The 15037-nt window shown below is 37.5% G+C and carries 14 protein-coding genes and 1 pseudogene; 6 read left to right on the forward strand and 9 right to left on the reverse strand.

The genetic code is table 11. The features are described from left to right. A pseudogene (locus tag AAOP42_RS04430) lies at nucleotides 1–276 on the forward strand (sulfatase-like hydrolase/transferase); the annotation flags it as partial. 67 nt (nucleotides 277–343) lie between these two features. Here AAOP42_RS04430 and arsB read toward each other — a convergent pair. From arsB to AAOP42_RS04455, 5 genes are all read right to left on the reverse strand, one after another. Next, entirely contained in the window at nucleotides 344–1393 is a 1050-nt protein-coding gene (gene arsB / locus AAOP42_RS04435) for an ACR3 family arsenite efflux transporter (protein ID WP_349527254.1), read from the reverse strand. Between the two features lie 2 nt (nucleotides 1394–1395). Further along, nucleotides 1396–2013, reverse strand: a complete 618-nt coding sequence (locus AAOP42_RS04440; protein ID WP_349527255.1) for an arsenate-mycothiol transferase ArsC — start codon at nucleotides 2011–2013, stop codon at nucleotides 1396–1398. Nucleotides 2014–2092: 79 nt separating this feature from the next. Beyond that, entirely contained in the window at nucleotides 2093–2560 is a 468-nt protein-coding gene (locus AAOP42_RS04445; protein WP_349527256.1) for a DUF6428 family protein, read from the reverse strand. Nucleotides 2561–2669: 109 nt separating this feature from the next. Beyond that, the gene (locus AAOP42_RS04450) at nucleotides 2670–3101 is read right to left on the reverse strand and encodes a M43 family zinc metalloprotease (RefSeq protein ID WP_349527257.1); all 432 of its coding nucleotides are present in this window, start codon (nucleotides 3099–3101) and stop codon (nucleotides 2670–2672) included. 465 nt (nucleotides 3102–3566) lie between these two features. After that, on the reverse strand, nucleotides 3567–4541 hold the full coding sequence (locus tag AAOP42_RS04455; RefSeq protein ID WP_349527258.1) for an NAD(P)-dependent alcohol dehydrogenase: 975 nt from the start codon (nucleotides 4539–4541) through the stop codon (nucleotides 3567–3569). A 34-nt stretch (nucleotides 4542–4575) separates the two neighbouring features. Here AAOP42_RS04455 and AAOP42_RS04460 point away from each other — a divergent pair, with 34 nt between their 5' ends. Continuing rightward, a complete protein-coding gene (locus tag AAOP42_RS04460) occupies nucleotides 4576–4755 on the forward strand; it encodes a hypothetical protein (protein WP_349527259.1) in 180 nt (59 codons plus the stop codon). Between the two features lie 37 nt (nucleotides 4756–4792). Here AAOP42_RS04460 and AAOP42_RS04465 read toward each other — a convergent pair whose 3' ends face one another. Together AAOP42_RS04465 and AAOP42_RS04470 are read right to left on the reverse strand one after the other, a co-directional pair. Next, complete coding sequence (locus AAOP42_RS04465) at nucleotides 4793–5161, reverse strand: DUF6567 family protein (RefSeq protein ID WP_349527260.1); 369 nt, start codon at nucleotides 5159–5161, stop codon at nucleotides 4793–4795. A gap of 291 nt (nucleotides 5162–5452) precedes the next feature. Continuing rightward, a complete protein-coding gene (locus tag AAOP42_RS04470; RefSeq protein WP_349527261.1) occupies nucleotides 5453–7774 on the reverse strand; it encodes an adenylate/guanylate cyclase domain-containing protein in 2322 nt (773 codons plus the stop codon). Nucleotides 7775–7982: 208 nt separating this feature from the next. Here AAOP42_RS04470 and AAOP42_RS04475 point away from each other — a divergent pair, with 208 nt between their 5' ends. Continuing rightward, the gene (locus AAOP42_RS04475) at nucleotides 7983–9392 is read left to right on the forward strand and encodes an ATP-binding protein (RefSeq protein WP_349527262.1); all 1410 of its coding nucleotides are present in this window, start codon (nucleotides 7983–7985) and stop codon (nucleotides 9390–9392) included. Nucleotides 9393–9467: 75 nt separating this feature from the next. Here AAOP42_RS04475 and AAOP42_RS04480 read toward each other — a convergent pair whose 3' ends face one another. Then, nucleotides 9468–10601 (reverse strand): hypothetical protein, encoded by a 1134-nt coding sequence (locus AAOP42_RS04480; RefSeq protein ID WP_349527263.1) that lies wholly within the window; start codon nucleotides 10599–10601, stop codon nucleotides 9468–9470. Between the two features lie 85 nt (nucleotides 10602–10686). On the opposite strand from AAOP42_RS04480, the gene AAOP42_RS04485 reads away from it, so the two are divergent. From AAOP42_RS04485 to AAOP42_RS04495, 3 genes are all read left to right on the forward strand, one after another. Beyond that, nucleotides 10687–11580: a M20/M25/M40 family metallo-hydrolase gene (locus tag AAOP42_RS04485; protein ID WP_349527264.1), complete on the forward strand. Its 894-nt coding sequence runs from the start codon at nucleotides 10687–10689 to the stop codon at nucleotides 11578–11580. Continuing rightward, nucleotides 11577–12140 carry a DNA-3-methyladenine glycosylase I gene (locus AAOP42_RS04490; RefSeq protein WP_349527265.1) on the forward strand — a complete coding sequence of 188 codons (564 nt, stop codon included), beginning with the start codon at nucleotides 11577–11579 and terminating at the stop codon, nucleotides 12138–12140. Before AAOP42_RS04485 ends, AAOP42_RS04490 begins: the two co-directional genes overlap by 4 nt. Before the next feature lie 99 nt (nucleotides 12141–12239). Further along, nucleotides 12240–12383 (forward strand): hypothetical protein, encoded by a 144-nt coding sequence (locus AAOP42_RS04495; protein ID WP_349527266.1) that lies wholly within the window; start codon nucleotides 12240–12242, stop codon nucleotides 12381–12383. Nucleotides 12384–12459: 76 nt separating this feature from the next. Here AAOP42_RS04495 and AAOP42_RS04500 read toward each other — a convergent pair whose 3' ends face one another. Continuing rightward, the gene (locus AAOP42_RS04500) at nucleotides 12460–14823 is read right to left on the reverse strand and encodes a GAF domain-containing protein (protein ID WP_349527267.1); all 2364 of its coding nucleotides are present in this window, start codon (nucleotides 14821–14823) and stop codon (nucleotides 12460–12462) included. Nucleotides 14824–15037 lie beyond the last annotated feature (214 nt).

Raw genomic sequence — 15037 nt, forward strand, 5'->3', positions numbered from 1 at the left:
AATCAAATCCTGGATGGCACCAGTTTTTACCCTCAACTTCTGGGCAAAGAAGCCAAAGCCAGAGATTGGGTTTTTTGTAGCTATGCGCCAAACTGGGGAAATTTCACCCCTAAAACCTATGTGCAAAACACAGAGTGGAAATTGTACCGCAGTGGAGAGTTCTACAATTTTAAGGCAGATCCAATGGAGCTAACCAGCATTGCTGATAGTGAATTGAGCAAAGATCAACTGGAGTTGAAAGCAGGTTTTCAGAAGGTTTTGGATGAAATGAGGTGAGGTTGAGAAAGTAAACCTGAGTGTATTTTGATTTTCTACCTACAACTTTTAGCTTGTGTGTAAGAGTTTATGTATTGGTTTTTCTGTAGTATTTTTTTCTTAACCAAAATGAAACACGAACCAATAAAATCAATGCTGGAACTTCAACCAAGGGGCCGATGACTCCTGCAAATGCTTGTCCTGAATTCAGTCCGAAAATGCTAATTGCAACAGCAATAGCCAATTCAAAGTTGTTCCCTGCGGCTGTAAACGCAACTGAGGCTGTTTTGTCATATTCTGCTCCCATTGCTTTGGTAAAGAAAAAACCAATAATGAACATTAGGGTAAAATATACAAGCAAAGGAACTGCAATGATTAAAACGTCCATTGGAATTTCAACAATCAACTCGCCTTTTAAGGAAAACATAACCACGATGGTAAACAAAAGTGCTATTAAGGTCATTGGTGAGATAGCAGGAATGAATTTTTTGGTGTACCATTCTTCGCTCTTGAGTTTTACCAAAACCTGACGACTCAAAATTCCCAATAAGAAAGGAATTCCCAGGTAAATGGCTACACTTTCGGCAATAGTCCCGATCGAAATATCTACGATAGCTCCTTCAAACCCAAAATAGGGAGGAAGAATAGTTATAAAAATCCAGGCGTAAAAGCTGTAAGCAAAAACCTGAAAAATGCTATTCAACGCTACCAATCCTGCTCCATATTCGCTGCTGCCTTCGGCCAGGTCATTCCAAACTAAAACCATTGCGATACAACGTGCCAGCCCAATCAATATCAAGCCGGCCATGTATTCAGGGTAATTTCGTAAAAATGTAATTGCCAAAACGAACATTAAAACCGGGCCAATTATCCAATTGAGTATTAGCGAAATGGAAAGGATTTTTGTGTTGCGGAAGACTTTAGGTAACAAGGCATAGTTCACCTTTGCCAAAGGCGGGTACATCATTAAGATCAAACCGATAGCAATAGGAATGTTTGTGGTTCCACTGCTGAATGAGTTGATAATATTGGGGAATGCTGGAAATAAATAACCAATGCTGACACCCAAAGCCATGGCGACAAAAATCCATAAAGTCAGGTTTCTGTCAAGAAAGCTTAAGCTTTTAGTTTTTGCCATTTTTAAGATTGGATTTGAGAGAAAATGTAAAATATTTCAGTGGCTATTTGCAGGCTTCTTTCGTTGTATTTTTCAGCTTGTTGTGGTGTGTTGTCAAATAGCTTGGGGTCTTCATAGGTGATTGGGATTCTTTTTTCAGCCCCTACAATAAATGGGCATCCACCATCTGCTTGTGAACAGGTCATTATAGCCGCAAACTCAGATTTTGGATTAAAATCATCATCCAATTTTTTGGAAAATCCGATTACCGGGGATTCGTTTCCTGAATATTTGATGCTATAAATAGGATTGTTGGTTTCGGCAATCGTATTTATTTCAAAACCTGTGTTTCTAAGTGTCTCTGCCACCATGGGAAAAAGAGCTGTACTTTCTGTTCCACCTGAATAACAAAACACATTTTTTATTTTAAAATAATGAGCAATTGTTTGCGCCCAAACCTGCGATAAATGACTTCTTCGGGAATTGTGGGTACATATAAAATTGAGGCGTATTTCTTGATTGGAATCAACTTTTTCCTGAACAAATTCTATTAAGGGCTTTAGAATTTCTTTGCGCTCTTCTGGAATAGTCTCAATATTTAATGTTGTGATGATACTCTCTATTTTTTTGAATAATGACATTTTGATTGATGTTTTGATAATTATTAATTCACAGCAAGCGTAACAATGGATATAATTTTTAAACTAGACTTATGTTAAATTAGCAACATTTGCTATTTGGTGCGCAGGAATTTGTTGATTGAATTTTCGACAGTTTAAGTTTTGGTTTTTGAACAGGAACTCCGCAATTTTCTTTGGCCAGACAATCCGTTTGTTTTGAAGTGAGTAAAAAGTTGATGCCGTCAAAATCCAATCCGAATTTCCCGATTGTTTCAGCTTGATATTCCACTTCGATTTCCAAATCTCCTATTCCCAGAGTCTTTTCTGAAAGCGCAATGATTTTTAATAATTTTTCCGGATGCAACCTGTGGTTGTAGTCATTGGCATTCCAAAGTTGAAAGTTTACAACTTCTTCATTACGAACGGTTCCGCCGCAATCAATAAAGTGTTTGGTGATTTTCCCAACTTCTGTAACATGGAAGTGCTCAGGTACCAATTCTCCGTTGGGCAATTGAAATGCCATTTTTTTCAATTGCATTAATTTAGTTTTTACTTCTGAAAGCTTCATAGTTATTATTTAATTGTAATATTACGATTAAATAATCAAACATCAAACTGTTTTTAAGTTTGAATAAAAAAACTTGATTCGTAATTGTTTTTTGGACGTTTGTATCTCATCATTGTTCGAGTGCCGGGCTGCTCATTAAGCTATTTCTTCCCATGTGATTGTTAAGTACATAATGCATTCTGTCCACCTGATTATTAGTGAAAATATTCATAATTTCATCATCACTATAGTTCATATAGTTACTAATCATGACGAATTCTCCTGAACATCCTTCAAAGGAATTTCTTCCAAAAACAGTAACGTCAACTGCGGGTGTATCATTACAATAATCATTGAGTTCACAATTTCCTGAGCCCCAAGTATGCAATAAGCTAAGGTAATGTCCCATTTTGTGGGTCAGTGTGCGACCATACCTTGCCTGACATTCAATATCAGATTCGCCAAAATGAATCCAGTTGATCAAAATACCTTCTGCATCGTCCTCACCGGGTAAAGAAAGAAGGTGGGTTCCGGGTAAGTCAGTCTCCGGGCCGGATGCCATTCCCAGTGCCAGACATTCTGTTTCTGTAGGTAATGGGGAAATCCAAACGTGCAGAAAACAATGTCAAACGAGTTAATGAGATAACTGAAGAGGGGCAAATTAATGACATTGGGAAAAATGTCACTTAATATACAATACCAAACTCCATTCCATCAGAACTTTAACACAGATAGCTTTGCGAGCATAAAAGGTGGTAATCGCTTCTCTTTGGGATTGTATTACAGCTTTTCTTTTAAGAAGAATGAGATGGAATTTATAAACAACGAAAATTGAAGAATAAGTTAGATCAATCATAGGCCGAATAAAAATCAGAGCAAACGCATTTAAAATTTCTTATTATTCCCTGACTTGATCAGGGGTCTCTTAGGGTAAACTGTGACTTTAAAAGATACCGAAACTGGTGCGGTAAGGAAGGTTTATTTTTAAATGCGTTTGCCCTGAAATAAAAAAAATGGTTTTTTATTTCTACATTGTGATCACTATATTTCCCTTTTTATGTCCTTGATCAATATACCTGTGTGCTTCGGCTACTTGTTCCAATGGGTAGCATTTGTCTATTACAGATTTTATCTTATTTTCTTCGAAAAGCACTCTTAATTCCTGTAGAAAAGCCTGAATTTCAGCTACAGGCAACAGGCCCGTAGCTGAAAACTTCGCTTTCTTTTTACTACCTGTTAGTGATGTCCAAAGCATTTGGATTAGCAAGGGAAGTTTTATGACAGGCGATATGTAGGCTCCATTTTCAGTTAAGGAGTCTTTGCATTTTGAAAATGAAAGCTTGCCTACTGTATCATATATGATGTCATAAGTTTCGCCAGTAGCGGTAAAGTCTTCCTTGGTATAGTCAATCACCTTGTCTGCTCCCAGAGATTTTACCAACTCTATGTTGGCGGTACTACATACTCCTGTTACTTCCGCTTCAAAGTGTCTGGCAAGCTGTACTGCGGCTGTTCCCAAGCTGCCTGACGCACCATTGATCAATACCTTTTGCCCCGGTTGAATATTACCCAGATTTTTAAGGAAATTCATAGAAGTAACAGCTCCATCGCAGATAGGTGTAGCTTCTTCGCAGGTGATATTGTCTGGTTTGGCTGCTATAATTCCATTTTCTGCTACACATACATATTCGGTATTGGTACCAGTACCAAATATTGATTCTCCGAAAACGGAATCACCAACTTTAAATAAGGTGACGTCTTTGCCAACCGTTTCAATTTGTCCGGCAAAACCTGTACCTGGTGTGGCGTGTTTTGGTTTTGTAATGCCTGTAAAAAGGCGACCGAAATAAGGCTTTCCTGTTCTCATCATGCTATCAGCTGTCGTCACAGATGAAGCATGAATTTTCACTAATACTTCATTGTCTTTGGGTGTAGGTTTATCTACCTGCTGAAGTTGAAGCACATCGGGTCCTCCATACTTTGTGGTTACTATTGCTTTCATTTTCTTAAATTTTAGTTTGTGCAGAGTGTGATTTTTGTTTTGCAGTTTCATTATTTTAAAAGATGAAGCAAAACTAAACCCGGTAGAGTGCCCTGCTGTTCGTGATTATAAATCCGAACAACAAAGGACATTTTTTATGGTAGCTAATAATGTGTTTTATACAACTGCCGGAATGCCTGCCTGGATGGTAGTCAGGAATCTGGCAGTTGTATAACCTCTTTTAAGTCAGCCTTACTTTGAGCTTGCAATTCTTATTCAAATTCAACAACATTGGCACTCACCGTTATCGTTCTTTTATAATAAAAAGGAAAAGCCCCACCTACATGCTCTTCGGTTACCAGATTGACCAGAGCTTTGGAGCCTGATTCCAGATTGGCAGCATCTACCATTTCTTTGTATGCATTGGCATAAAGTTGTCGCTTTTTCACCCCGCCAAATATCAATACATATTCAACTTCTGAACTGCCACTTACCCTTTCCAGTACTTTGTAGTTGCTCGTGGAGAGGGTTACCTGAGTAGTGTTTTGGTTCTGATTTAGCATGTACGCACCGCTCACTCCGCAGGAGTTTAAGAATACTACAAATGCAATGGCAATTAACGAATAAGATAATTTTTTCATTTTTTTAAATTTTAGAGTTTTAAATTGATTTTAAACCGGGTTCACCGGATTTTTTTAGTTTATTAAAAGATTATAATATGTTTTTATGATTCTTTTAACCTGATGTCAGTAATTTTTTTCTAAAAAAAACAATGAGTAACAGCTGACTTGTACTTTAGTTCTTTTGTTTTTATTACAAGGCAAAACTAGAGCGGTATTATGAAGTAGGTGTTCGGGATTATACACAGAGGTTCGAAATTATAAATGTGGACAAAATAGAACCGGGGACTAATACCAGATGAGATGTAGCTATTATTGCTTCAGAAACTGCTTTGGTGTAAGTCCTGTTTCTTTTTTGAAATAGGTATTGAAAACAGTTTTCGAATTGAATCCACTATCATAGGCCAGCCCTATCAATGTAACATGGGAATTCTTGGGGTCTTTGGCGATTTGCTTAAAAGTTTCTACCCGATAGTGGTTGATGAATTCGTTGAAATTTTTCCCCAACTGGTCATTGATCAGCCAGGAGAGTTGGTTGGGGTGAATGTCGATTTGGTTAGCCAAAGAGCGCAGGGATAAATTCGGGTCAAGATATGGTTTCTCCACTTGAATATGATCTAACAACCGTTTGGAATAGCTGGCAATTTCACCTTCATTCAATATCTCCTTCTTTTTCTTGGTTTTTGGACTGGTTGAATCCAGATTAAAAATCACTTTTTGGTATTCCGCATACCTTGGGTCATCTTTTATCGCATTGACCATAGGATCAGCAAACCTCAGCATGAGCAAAGAAGATTTGTTTTCTATTCCCTGCCTGATCCATTCAAATGCTTTTTCTGTTTCACTCATTATGGCATACATCATAAATAGGTATGAGTCTGCAGTAAAACCATCCGGTTCTTTTGATTGCTCTATCAACAGATTCAAGTATTTAGCGGTGTTCGCTTGATCTTTTTTGAGTGCATAAGCCAGCGCAATTGCACCTGTTTTCTCACCAAGAATTACAATGTCAGAAAACTCACCGTCAAAATAATGAATCACTTCATCATAGCGTTCCAACTTCAATAAACACAAATACGTCACCGCATGGGCTGGTATGTTTTTAGGGTTTGCTTTCAGACAGCTATTCAACTGTTCAAGCGACTTGGAGTAGTTTTCAAGCATGTAATCTAGGTAAGCACTAAAAAACAAGGTTTCCTGCGACAATGGATCAATGCTTAGTGCAATATCGAGGTGTTGACGAGATTTCTCTTTTTCGCCTGATAAAATGTACAAAAAGGACATAAACTGCTGTGCTTCTACATAATTTGGATTGATTTCAATGGCCTTTTTGTTATGTTTATACGATTGGTTAAAATCGCAGGCAGTGAAAAAAGACAGATTGGCCAGTTGATGGTATGCTCCCGGAAGTTGATCATCAATTTGAAGTGCTTGGTTGATGAGTTGTGCCGTTTTGCCCCACCCTTCTTCAAAAGACATAAACCCACAAGTAGCCATAAAGCTATAGGCATCAGCAAGTCCTACAAGTGATTTGGTGTGATTTGGATCAAGTTCGAGGGCTTTTTGATATAGGGAAATAGCGATTTGCATGTCCTCCAGATTCCATTTGTTGGAATGAAACTTAGCTTTCAACGAGTATTCGTACGCATCTATGCTGTCCGTTTGTTTCTTGACCAGATGTTCCTGAATTTCGAAGTGGCCAAAATGTTCCCTCAATTTATCTGCGATCAACAAACTGACTTCATCTTGTATTTCGAAAATATTTTCCAGTTTCCTGTCCCAGGTTTCCGACCAAAAATGAAAGTCATCTTTGGTCTGTATTAATTGTGCGGTAATCCTGACCAAATCGCCAGACCGCCGGACACTACCTTCTAAAATAGCTGATACGTTGAGTTCCTTTCCAATTTGTTTGATAGGAATATTTTTGTTTTTAAAAAAGAACGAAGATGTTCTGGAGGTCACTTTCAGGCTTTTGATCTTGGCCAATGCATTGATGATTTCCTCTGTGATGCCGTCACTAAAATATTCATTTTCTTCACTTGTGCTCATGTTTACGAAAGGAAGCACGGCAATGGTCTTGTCGTTCGTTTTTTGTTTCCCTTTCAGTTGAGAAGCTTCAGGAATTATGATGCCATCATTGGCAACTGCGAATACTTCCACTGGTTGGCTGATGTTTTTGAGTTCAAAATGTCCCAGTGAAACTGTGGAAATATCCTTATGGTTTTTTAGTTCGTCATTTAGTTTTTCCGATAAGAGAATGGCACCAGCCACACCCATACTCTCAATTCTGGAAGCAAAATTTACTCCATCACCATAAATTTCTGTTCCGTCAAATACGATATCTCCCACATGCAGGCCGATACGCAGAGGAACTGGTTCTCCTTTTTGCAAGGATTTTTGCAGTGCTATGGCACATTGAACAGCTTCCACACCACTCTGAAAGACACTGAGTGTACCATCTCCGAAATACTGAACGATTTCACCGTTGTATGTTTTATGGTTTTGTTGAAATTCCTCACGGTGATGCGCTCTTATCCTGACAGCTGCTTTTTCATCCTGCTGCATCAAAGCAGTGTACCCCACTATATCGGTAAACATCACGGCAGCAAGTCGGCGGGTCTTTTGGTTTTTCAAATCTGTAAAAGCTTGACAAGAGGATTATTAAAAGCTAAAAATACAATAATTTCTTAACTTAAAGTTGGCTGAGAGGTTCAACTTTTTTGGAAGGAAAATTCGACAGGCTACACGACTGTTTATTGGATTAGGCTCTTTTAAATTTAGGGATGTTTGTCCTTAAATATATTTAGGTTAATTTTGGGATAGCTATCCTAAAAATTGAAATATGGCTTTTGATAAAAATATTCTTGCTGGTAGAATTATAGATGATAACACATGGTGGGAAGATGGCAGGATACCTTTCTACGATGAATTTAGTAAGCGGAGATACTACAGGGGTTTCTATGAATTAGTAACACAAAAATTTCCACATCGGGCAGTAGTGTTAATGGGTCCTAGAAGAATTGGTAAAACAGTGATAATGTATCAGGCAATTCAAGACTTGATTGATTCTGGTATTAGTCCGAAAAACATATTCTATTTCAGTTTGGATACACCGATCTATACTAATATGCCTCTTGAAGATTTAATTAATGATGGTCTCTCAATTAATGACGCAAAACTTGAAGAGTCTTACTTTTTCTTTGACGAGATACAATATCTAAAAGATTGGGAAATACACCTGAAATCACTGGTGGATAAAAACCGAAAATCTAAATTCATCGCTAGTGGGAGTGCAGCAGCAGCACTAAGAATGAAGAGTATTGAAAGTGGTGCAGGAAGGTTTACGGATTACTTTTTACCACCCTTAACTTTCTCAGAATATATAGATCTAAATGGTTACAACGGTATGTTGACGGAAACGGAAGTTGATTTCAATGGGCCAAGAAGATTTTACAAATGTGTTGATATTGAGAAATTTAACAATCACTTTGTTGACTATATAAATTTTGGAGGGTTTCCTGAAATTGCATTAAATTCTGAAAAAGTAAAAAATCCAGAGCGGGTCATTCAGAAGGATATTACGGATAAAGTCATAATGAAAGATTTACCAGGCTTGTTTGGTATTGAGAATACTTTGGAACTTCAACAGTTTTTTAATGTATTATCCTATAGGACAGGTGAAATTCTTGATTACAAAAAAGTTTCTCAAGAAACGAAAACGGATAACAAAACGATTAAGAAATACATCAAATATTTAGAAGCAGCCTTCTTAATTAAAGTGTTGCATCGTGTAGATATTTCAGCCAAAAGGTTTAAGAACATTACTCAGTTTAAGGTTTACCTGACCAATCCTAGTTTATACACAGGGTTGTTTGGACGTATAAAAGATACAGATGAAAGGTTTCCTCATTTAGTTGAAACGGCAGTATATGCTCAGTACTTGCATCGGGAACATGAATTCTTAAGGTATGCTAATTGGAAAAGTGGAAAGGATGAGGGAGAGGTCGATTTAATTCAAGTGAGTAATAATTTCCAGGATGTTCAATGGGCTGTAGAAGTTAAATGGTCAGATAGCCCCAAAGCTGGTAAGCTTAAGCAATTCATGTCTAAAAATAATTTGCGTAAGGGTGTAATAACAAGTAAAACTAAGTTTGAAGATTATGAGGACTTACTCATTGTTCCAAATAGCATTTATGCTTATGTGGTTAGTAAAAATGCTTTAGATAAACTGGATGAGGAGATTCTTTATTGAGCTTAAGATTGAGTGGATGCCCTTACACTCTATAAACAGCTTAGATTTAATTATTATTAAATTTCTGTCTTCAAATCACCTGATCTTCAAATCCTCTTTCATTTTCATAATGAAATTTTCAAGGGCATCTTCCCAGGTTTCGTCGGCATCCCACTTGTCTCCTGTATATACATCTTTGGTGTATAGGTGCTTCACATAGTACTTATACACCGGAGCGTTTACAGGAATGCTGCGGAGTGTGATTTTTCCATCCTTATTTTTTACAGTGACAAATTCAGATTCAGAAGGATCAATTTCATAGTCCAGCATTTTGCGGATGTTTGTCCCGGTAGTATTCAGTTTGAGTAGCACATATTGAAAGCCCTGTTTGTACAATTCTTCGTCGGAGCTGGCTTCCGTTAGTTCATATTTGAGAGGGTAAGACTTCATGATGTTTTCTAACTTGGTATTGTCTCTTACCACATTTTTGTTGTATTCTAATATTTCTTTTTCTACACTTTTGTTGATTGCGCCTCCCGGCCTGTTATCTGGTATTTCTACTACAGTGTTTTTTGGAATGGCCAGTTTATCTACTTTGAGGTCTCTGGCATACGTAGGAATCCTGCGACCTTTGATGATGTCTGCATCTTCAAAAAACTCCGGAAGGTCAGGTATTAGGAAATTAGTTTTTGGTTGTTTGGCACGATAGACATCTTTGCCCAGTGTTTTGAGTGCCTTGTCATAATCTTTGGCCTGAGTTTTCCAGGCGTTTTGCCCGTTGGAGATGAAGGAATTTTCACTATTGAAAGGAGTAATCACTATTACAAACCGTTCTGTGACTTTACCGGCTATCTTCAATGGCACCTGACTCAATAGGATAATATTCTTTACCTGTCTTTTTTCCAATTCATTGGAGAAAAAGAGTGCAGGATCGTTACCAGCTTTGAGGTCGTCCATAAAATAATATGCAACGGCATCTATTCCCATTTTCTTAAATTGGCTATGGGCGGTTTCTGAAAAGGTTTTCCAGTCTCCTCTTTCAGGTGTATTTCTGGATTTTGGTGGTACCGATACGAACACAGCCGTTTTTGTAGAAAGTAGGTCGTCTGGTAATTGATTGTTGTAATCCAGAAAACGGAATCCTGCTATGTTGATTTCATCCTCTATTTGCTGGGCAAAAACTCCAAAAGGGATTAGTACCAAAACCAGGATTTTTAATTTTAACTTCATTTTCTTAGAATTTAAGTGACATTCGAATAACTTCAAATTTACAACGTTGAAAAATAGATAAATTGAATGTAGTCCCAAAATAAACTTGAAGATTCGCTCCATTATATTTCCAGCCTTTGTTTTTGTGTTTTGGTTTGGTCAGGTCAATTCTCAAATCAGAGACGAACTGATTTCCAACCTGCAAATACTTTCTTCGGAAGAAATGGGAGGCAGGTTGCCCGGGACTAAAGGGCATCTAAAGGCTCGGGAATTTATCATAACTCGGTATAAACAGATCGGATTAACTCCTTTTGGTGGTGAGTTTGATCAGGAATTTTCCTTTCAGGCAGGTGATCTTAAGCTGATCGGCCACAATATACTTGGATCTGTGATGGGGAAAACGGATAAGGTGATGGTAATATCTGCACACTATGACCATCTGGGAAAACGGAACGGGAATATCTACTTTGGAGCAGATGACAATGCCTCCGGAGTAGCAGCACTTTTGTACATTGCTCAGTATTTTAAGCAACATCAACCAAACCATACTCTGATTTTTGCAGCTTTTGATGCTGAAGAGTTGGGATTGCAGGGTGCCAGGTATTTTGTTTCAACACTTAAGCCTGAGAGCGTTGCGTTGAATATCAATATGGATATGATCAGCCGAAACGACAAAAATGAGATATATGTGAGTGGTGCAACTCATTACCCTCAACTGAAGCCTGTTTTAAATAGGGTGAATGAACAGAACAATACGGTGACATTGAAGCAAGGGCATGATAGAAAAAATACCGGGCCGGAAGACTGGACATATCAGTCTGATCATGGTGAATTTCATAAAGAGGGCATCCCGTTTGTATATTTTGGAGTGGAAGACCATAGCGATTACCACAGACATACCGATACTTTTGATAAAATTGATACTGCTTTTTACTACGATGTGGTAAAAATGATTTTAGATTTTACCAAAGAAATAGATCTTCAAACAATAGAAAAATGAATAAGAAACGATGTGATTGGGCAGAGAATACTTTTGATGCCTATGAAAAATACCATGATGAAGAGTGGGGCGTGCCTGTGCATGATGACAAAGTGCATTTTGAATTTTTGATATTGGAAAGTGCTCAGGCCGGGCTCAGTTGGAGTACAGTACTCAACAAGCGGGAAGGGTACCGCAGAGCTTTTGCTGACTTTGATGTACATAAAGTAGCAAAATATGATAGCCGAAAAATCGAAGAGCTGATCCAAAACCCTGAAATAATCAGGAACAGACTTAAGGTTAATGCTGCGGTAAATAATGCCAGGCTTTTTCTGGAGGTGCAAAAGGAGTTTGGCAGTTTCGACAGCTACATTTGGTCGTTTGTCGATAACAAAACGATCGTTGGCAACTGGAAAACAATGAAAGAGGTGCCGGCCACTACACCTCAATCGGATGCCTTGAGCAAAGACCTGAAAAAAAGAGGATTCAAATTTGTAGGTAGTACCATTATGTATGCGCACATGCAGGCAACCGGATTGGTGAATGACCACACAGTAGATTGCTTTTGCTTTAAGAAATAAGTGTCAACGTTAAACTTTTGAAGTTTAATAAAGCTTTTCACTTAGATTTTGAAATTCTTTTTATATTCGCATATTAATTGAAACTTAAACATTGAAGTCATGTTTGACCTATTTAATCCAGCAGTTACCAGTGGTGTAAACATTTTTGTGAATATAGTGATTTTCCTTGCAGCATCAGTGCATGCCTTACTGCTTGTAAATGCCAGAAAAGAAAGTAAGAAAAACGTAGATAGTAAGAACTGATAATAAGGTTCTAAATATATAAAAAGCCTCTTCCGGATCATTTCCGAAAGAGGCTTTTCTTTTGTTCTAAGTTGTCCTACGCTTGTTGCAGAATGCCTTCCACCTCTTTCATAATAGATGATTTCTCTATTTTTACTGCCATTCTGAGAGCTTTCAATCCACTCACTCCCTGTAGCTCTTCTAACTCCAAATGTTCAATTTCTCCAACGAGCAAATCTTTTGATTTCAGATAGTCAACATATTTCATGTATTCAATAGCATCTTTTTCCTGACTGTAAATTATTGCTATTTTTCCGGGTTGAGTTACTCGCTCATCCGAGTCTTTTATCAATGCTTTGTCAATACGTTTTTTAATGATTTCGTACCTGATGTTGTATGCTCCATCGACATCAAATTTCTTTTCATCCATTCTAAACCGAATTGACAATGGAGCATTATGTACCAGTATTAGGTGCGTTGTTTCCAGAGGTAAAGGTAATTCTGGAATCATAGAAGCTGTTTTTCTTGCTATTTCCACTGTCACCATCAATTGCCACAATCTCAGATTGCGCAGATAAACCTTATCAAATTTGAGTTTTTCAGACAAAGAGGCTCCTACATAAATATTGTGTTCCACACCGTCGGTTTTGTATTTTTCGAAAAAGTGAGGAAACATTTCCTGAGCTTTCAATTCTTCTTCATCCAATACACTGCTGGTCACCTCATTGATCATTGTCAGGCTGTCTTCAAAATCTTTTCTTGCCTTATAAACTACTCCTAAGTTTTCATCCAGTTGTTGTTTGTAGCCACTTGTTTCTATGGAAAAATCAGGAATGTTGGCTTCTAAGTTGTCCATAAGAGGTTCTACTTCTGTCTGTAAAAACTCCAGTATGGAGACTTCATCGCCTGAAATAAGTTTTCGTTTCAGTATTTTGTAATAATTATCCAGCCTGAAAATAGTTTCTTCCAGTATTGGCAAATTGTTGATCTGGTGTGCTTTTTTCAGTACTTTTCTGGCAAGTTGTAATTGTTCTTTTAAATCTGAATTGATAGCCCTATTACGTTCAATTGAAGAATTTCTAATGTCTGATGCGGCATATAGCGGATAGACATCATTAAAGATGATAGGTTTGGGAATGGCAATTTTTCCATCATTTTCCTGAGCCAGTATATCACGAGCAGCATTCACAAACTTCCATTCTACGGTAGGGTGAATGGAAGTGTATTTCTCTTTGATAATGGATTGAATTTTGTTTTCCATTTCTTCCGAACTCCTTTTTACAGCCACCGCAAAAAGTGGAAGTACTTCTTTGACCTTACTAAGAGTAATGGTATTCAATTCACCAGCATTGGGTGTAGCCAACTCCAGCAATCCTACAAATTCATGATTGAAAAAAAGAGGTCCCAAGATCAGGGTTTGTAGTCCTTCGTGGATGAGCTTTTCTTCATAGCCACCCATCTTTGTACTTTTGGAAAGATCGTCTATCACTATGGGTTCTGGATTGTTTACAAACCAATCGTAGATAGAACTGTTTGTAACTGTGCAGCCTATTCCTTCCTGATTTCCGATCAAAATGCTCCTGACGATCCTTTTACCAAAATTCATAAAGCTATTTGAGCTTTTTTGATAACCGGCGATTCCCAGTTTCAATTCGGTAAGTTGAAATAATGACCTAAATCTGTTCTCAAGTTGATCAAACCCTTCCTTATTTACTATACTGTCTCTTTTTAAAAGATCATCTTTTATTCTGGAAAGTACTTCTTCATTGGTTTGATCTCTGAGCTTGAAAATAATAATGCCTTGAAACTCGAAAAGGTGTGGAGGTAAATAATCCATCCATATCTGAAGATTATTCAAATTGTCAATCAGGAATTTGATGTCCTCATTGGATAGATTGGGTAGTTTTCCTTTTAAAATCACTTCACAGAAATTGGAGTTCAATTCGATTCGATAATGTTTTTTAAGTCCGGTTGTTGAGTCTATTAAAGTGTATAGGAAATATTTTTCTGTGTTAATAGTTACCCCATAGTACATTTTCATAATCAGTGCATAAGCATTGACAATCTTTTGTTCCATCATATCTTTCATATCCATTTCGGATATTAAAGCTTCGTATGATCCTGCTTTGTTCATCAGGTCTGAAAAAGACTGAGAGGAGTAAACGGCACTTGTGCTAAAGGGCACGTGTACCGATACCATTTCGTCAAGAGCAGGAGGAACGACTGCCGATAGTATAAGTTCTACCAATTCCTGATTTTCATCTACTACAGAAAGGTCGTCGATAGGTTGGAGAAACTCCGGATTTGCATTTACCTGCTTCACTATTTCTGTCGCTGAAAGTGCTTTGAATTTGTTTGGGTCATTGGTACGAACCTGCCAATAGCCAATAAGGTTTGTGAAACTAAGTTTGCTGCTGAAAGGGAACTTTTGTTGCTCCATACATTTGTCAAGATTATTCATACACTTTGTGATTTTGTAGAAAGAGGTAAATAACTTACGCCAGTCAAAAATAGTTGTTGCAATGATTCATTATTATTAAATTTCTAGTATCCGACTAACTTTGAGAAGTTCAATAACAGTTAGTTTAGGTTGAAATTAAGGAGATTTTCCAAGATTTTCAAAAATACCCCCCTGTTTACTGTTAAATAAGTTTAGTTGCATTATTTGAATAGTC

The sequence above is a fragment of the Reichenbachiella sp. MALMAid0571 genome, assembly GCF_040151475.1.
Lineage (GTDB): Bacteria > Bacteroidota > Bacteroidia > Cytophagales > Cyclobacteriaceae > CAXBNB01.

What these genes read in the sequence shown, in the direction of transcription:
- arsB (WP_349527254.1), bottom strand. Translation starts at nt 1,393, where the DNA reads ATGGCAAAAACTAAAAGCTTAAGCTTTCTTGACAGAAACCTGACTTTA.
- AAOP42_RS04440 (WP_349527255.1), bottom strand. Translation starts at nt 2,013, where the DNA reads ATGTCATTATTCAAAAAAATAGAGAGTATCATCACAACATTAAATATT.
- AAOP42_RS04445 (WP_349527256.1), bottom strand. Translation starts at nt 2,560, where the DNA reads ATGAAGCTTTCAGAAGTAAAAACTAAATTAATGCAATTGAAAAAAATG.
- AAOP42_RS04450 (WP_349527257.1), bottom strand. Translation starts at nt 3,101, where the DNA reads ATGGCATCCGGCCCGGAGACTGACTTACCCGGAACCCACCTTCTTTCT.
- AAOP42_RS04455 (WP_349527258.1), bottom strand. Translation starts at nt 4,541, where the DNA reads ATGAAAGCAATAGTAACCACAAAGTATGGAGGACCCGATGTGCTTCAA.
- AAOP42_RS04465 (WP_349527260.1), bottom strand. Translation starts at nt 5,161, where the DNA reads ATGAAAAAATTATCTTATTCGTTAATTGCCATTGCATTTGTAGTATTC.
- AAOP42_RS04475 (WP_349527262.1), top strand. Translation starts at nt 7,983, where the DNA reads ATGGCTTTTGATAAAAATATTCTTGCTGGTAGAATTATAGATGATAAC.
- AAOP42_RS04480 (WP_349527263.1), bottom strand. Translation starts at nt 10,601, where the DNA reads ATGAAGTTAAAATTAAAAATCCTGGTTTTGGTACTAATCCCTTTTGGA.
- AAOP42_RS04490 (WP_349527265.1), top strand. Translation starts at nt 11,577, where the DNA reads ATGAATAAGAAACGATGTGATTGGGCAGAGAATACTTTTGATGCCTAT.
- AAOP42_RS04495 (WP_349527266.1), top strand. Translation starts at nt 12,240, where the DNA reads ATGTTTGACCTATTTAATCCAGCAGTTACCAGTGGTGTAAACATTTTT.
- AAOP42_RS04500 (WP_349527267.1), bottom strand. Translation starts at nt 14,823, where the DNA reads ATGAATAATCTTGACAAATGTATGGAGCAACAAAAGTTCCCTTTCAGC.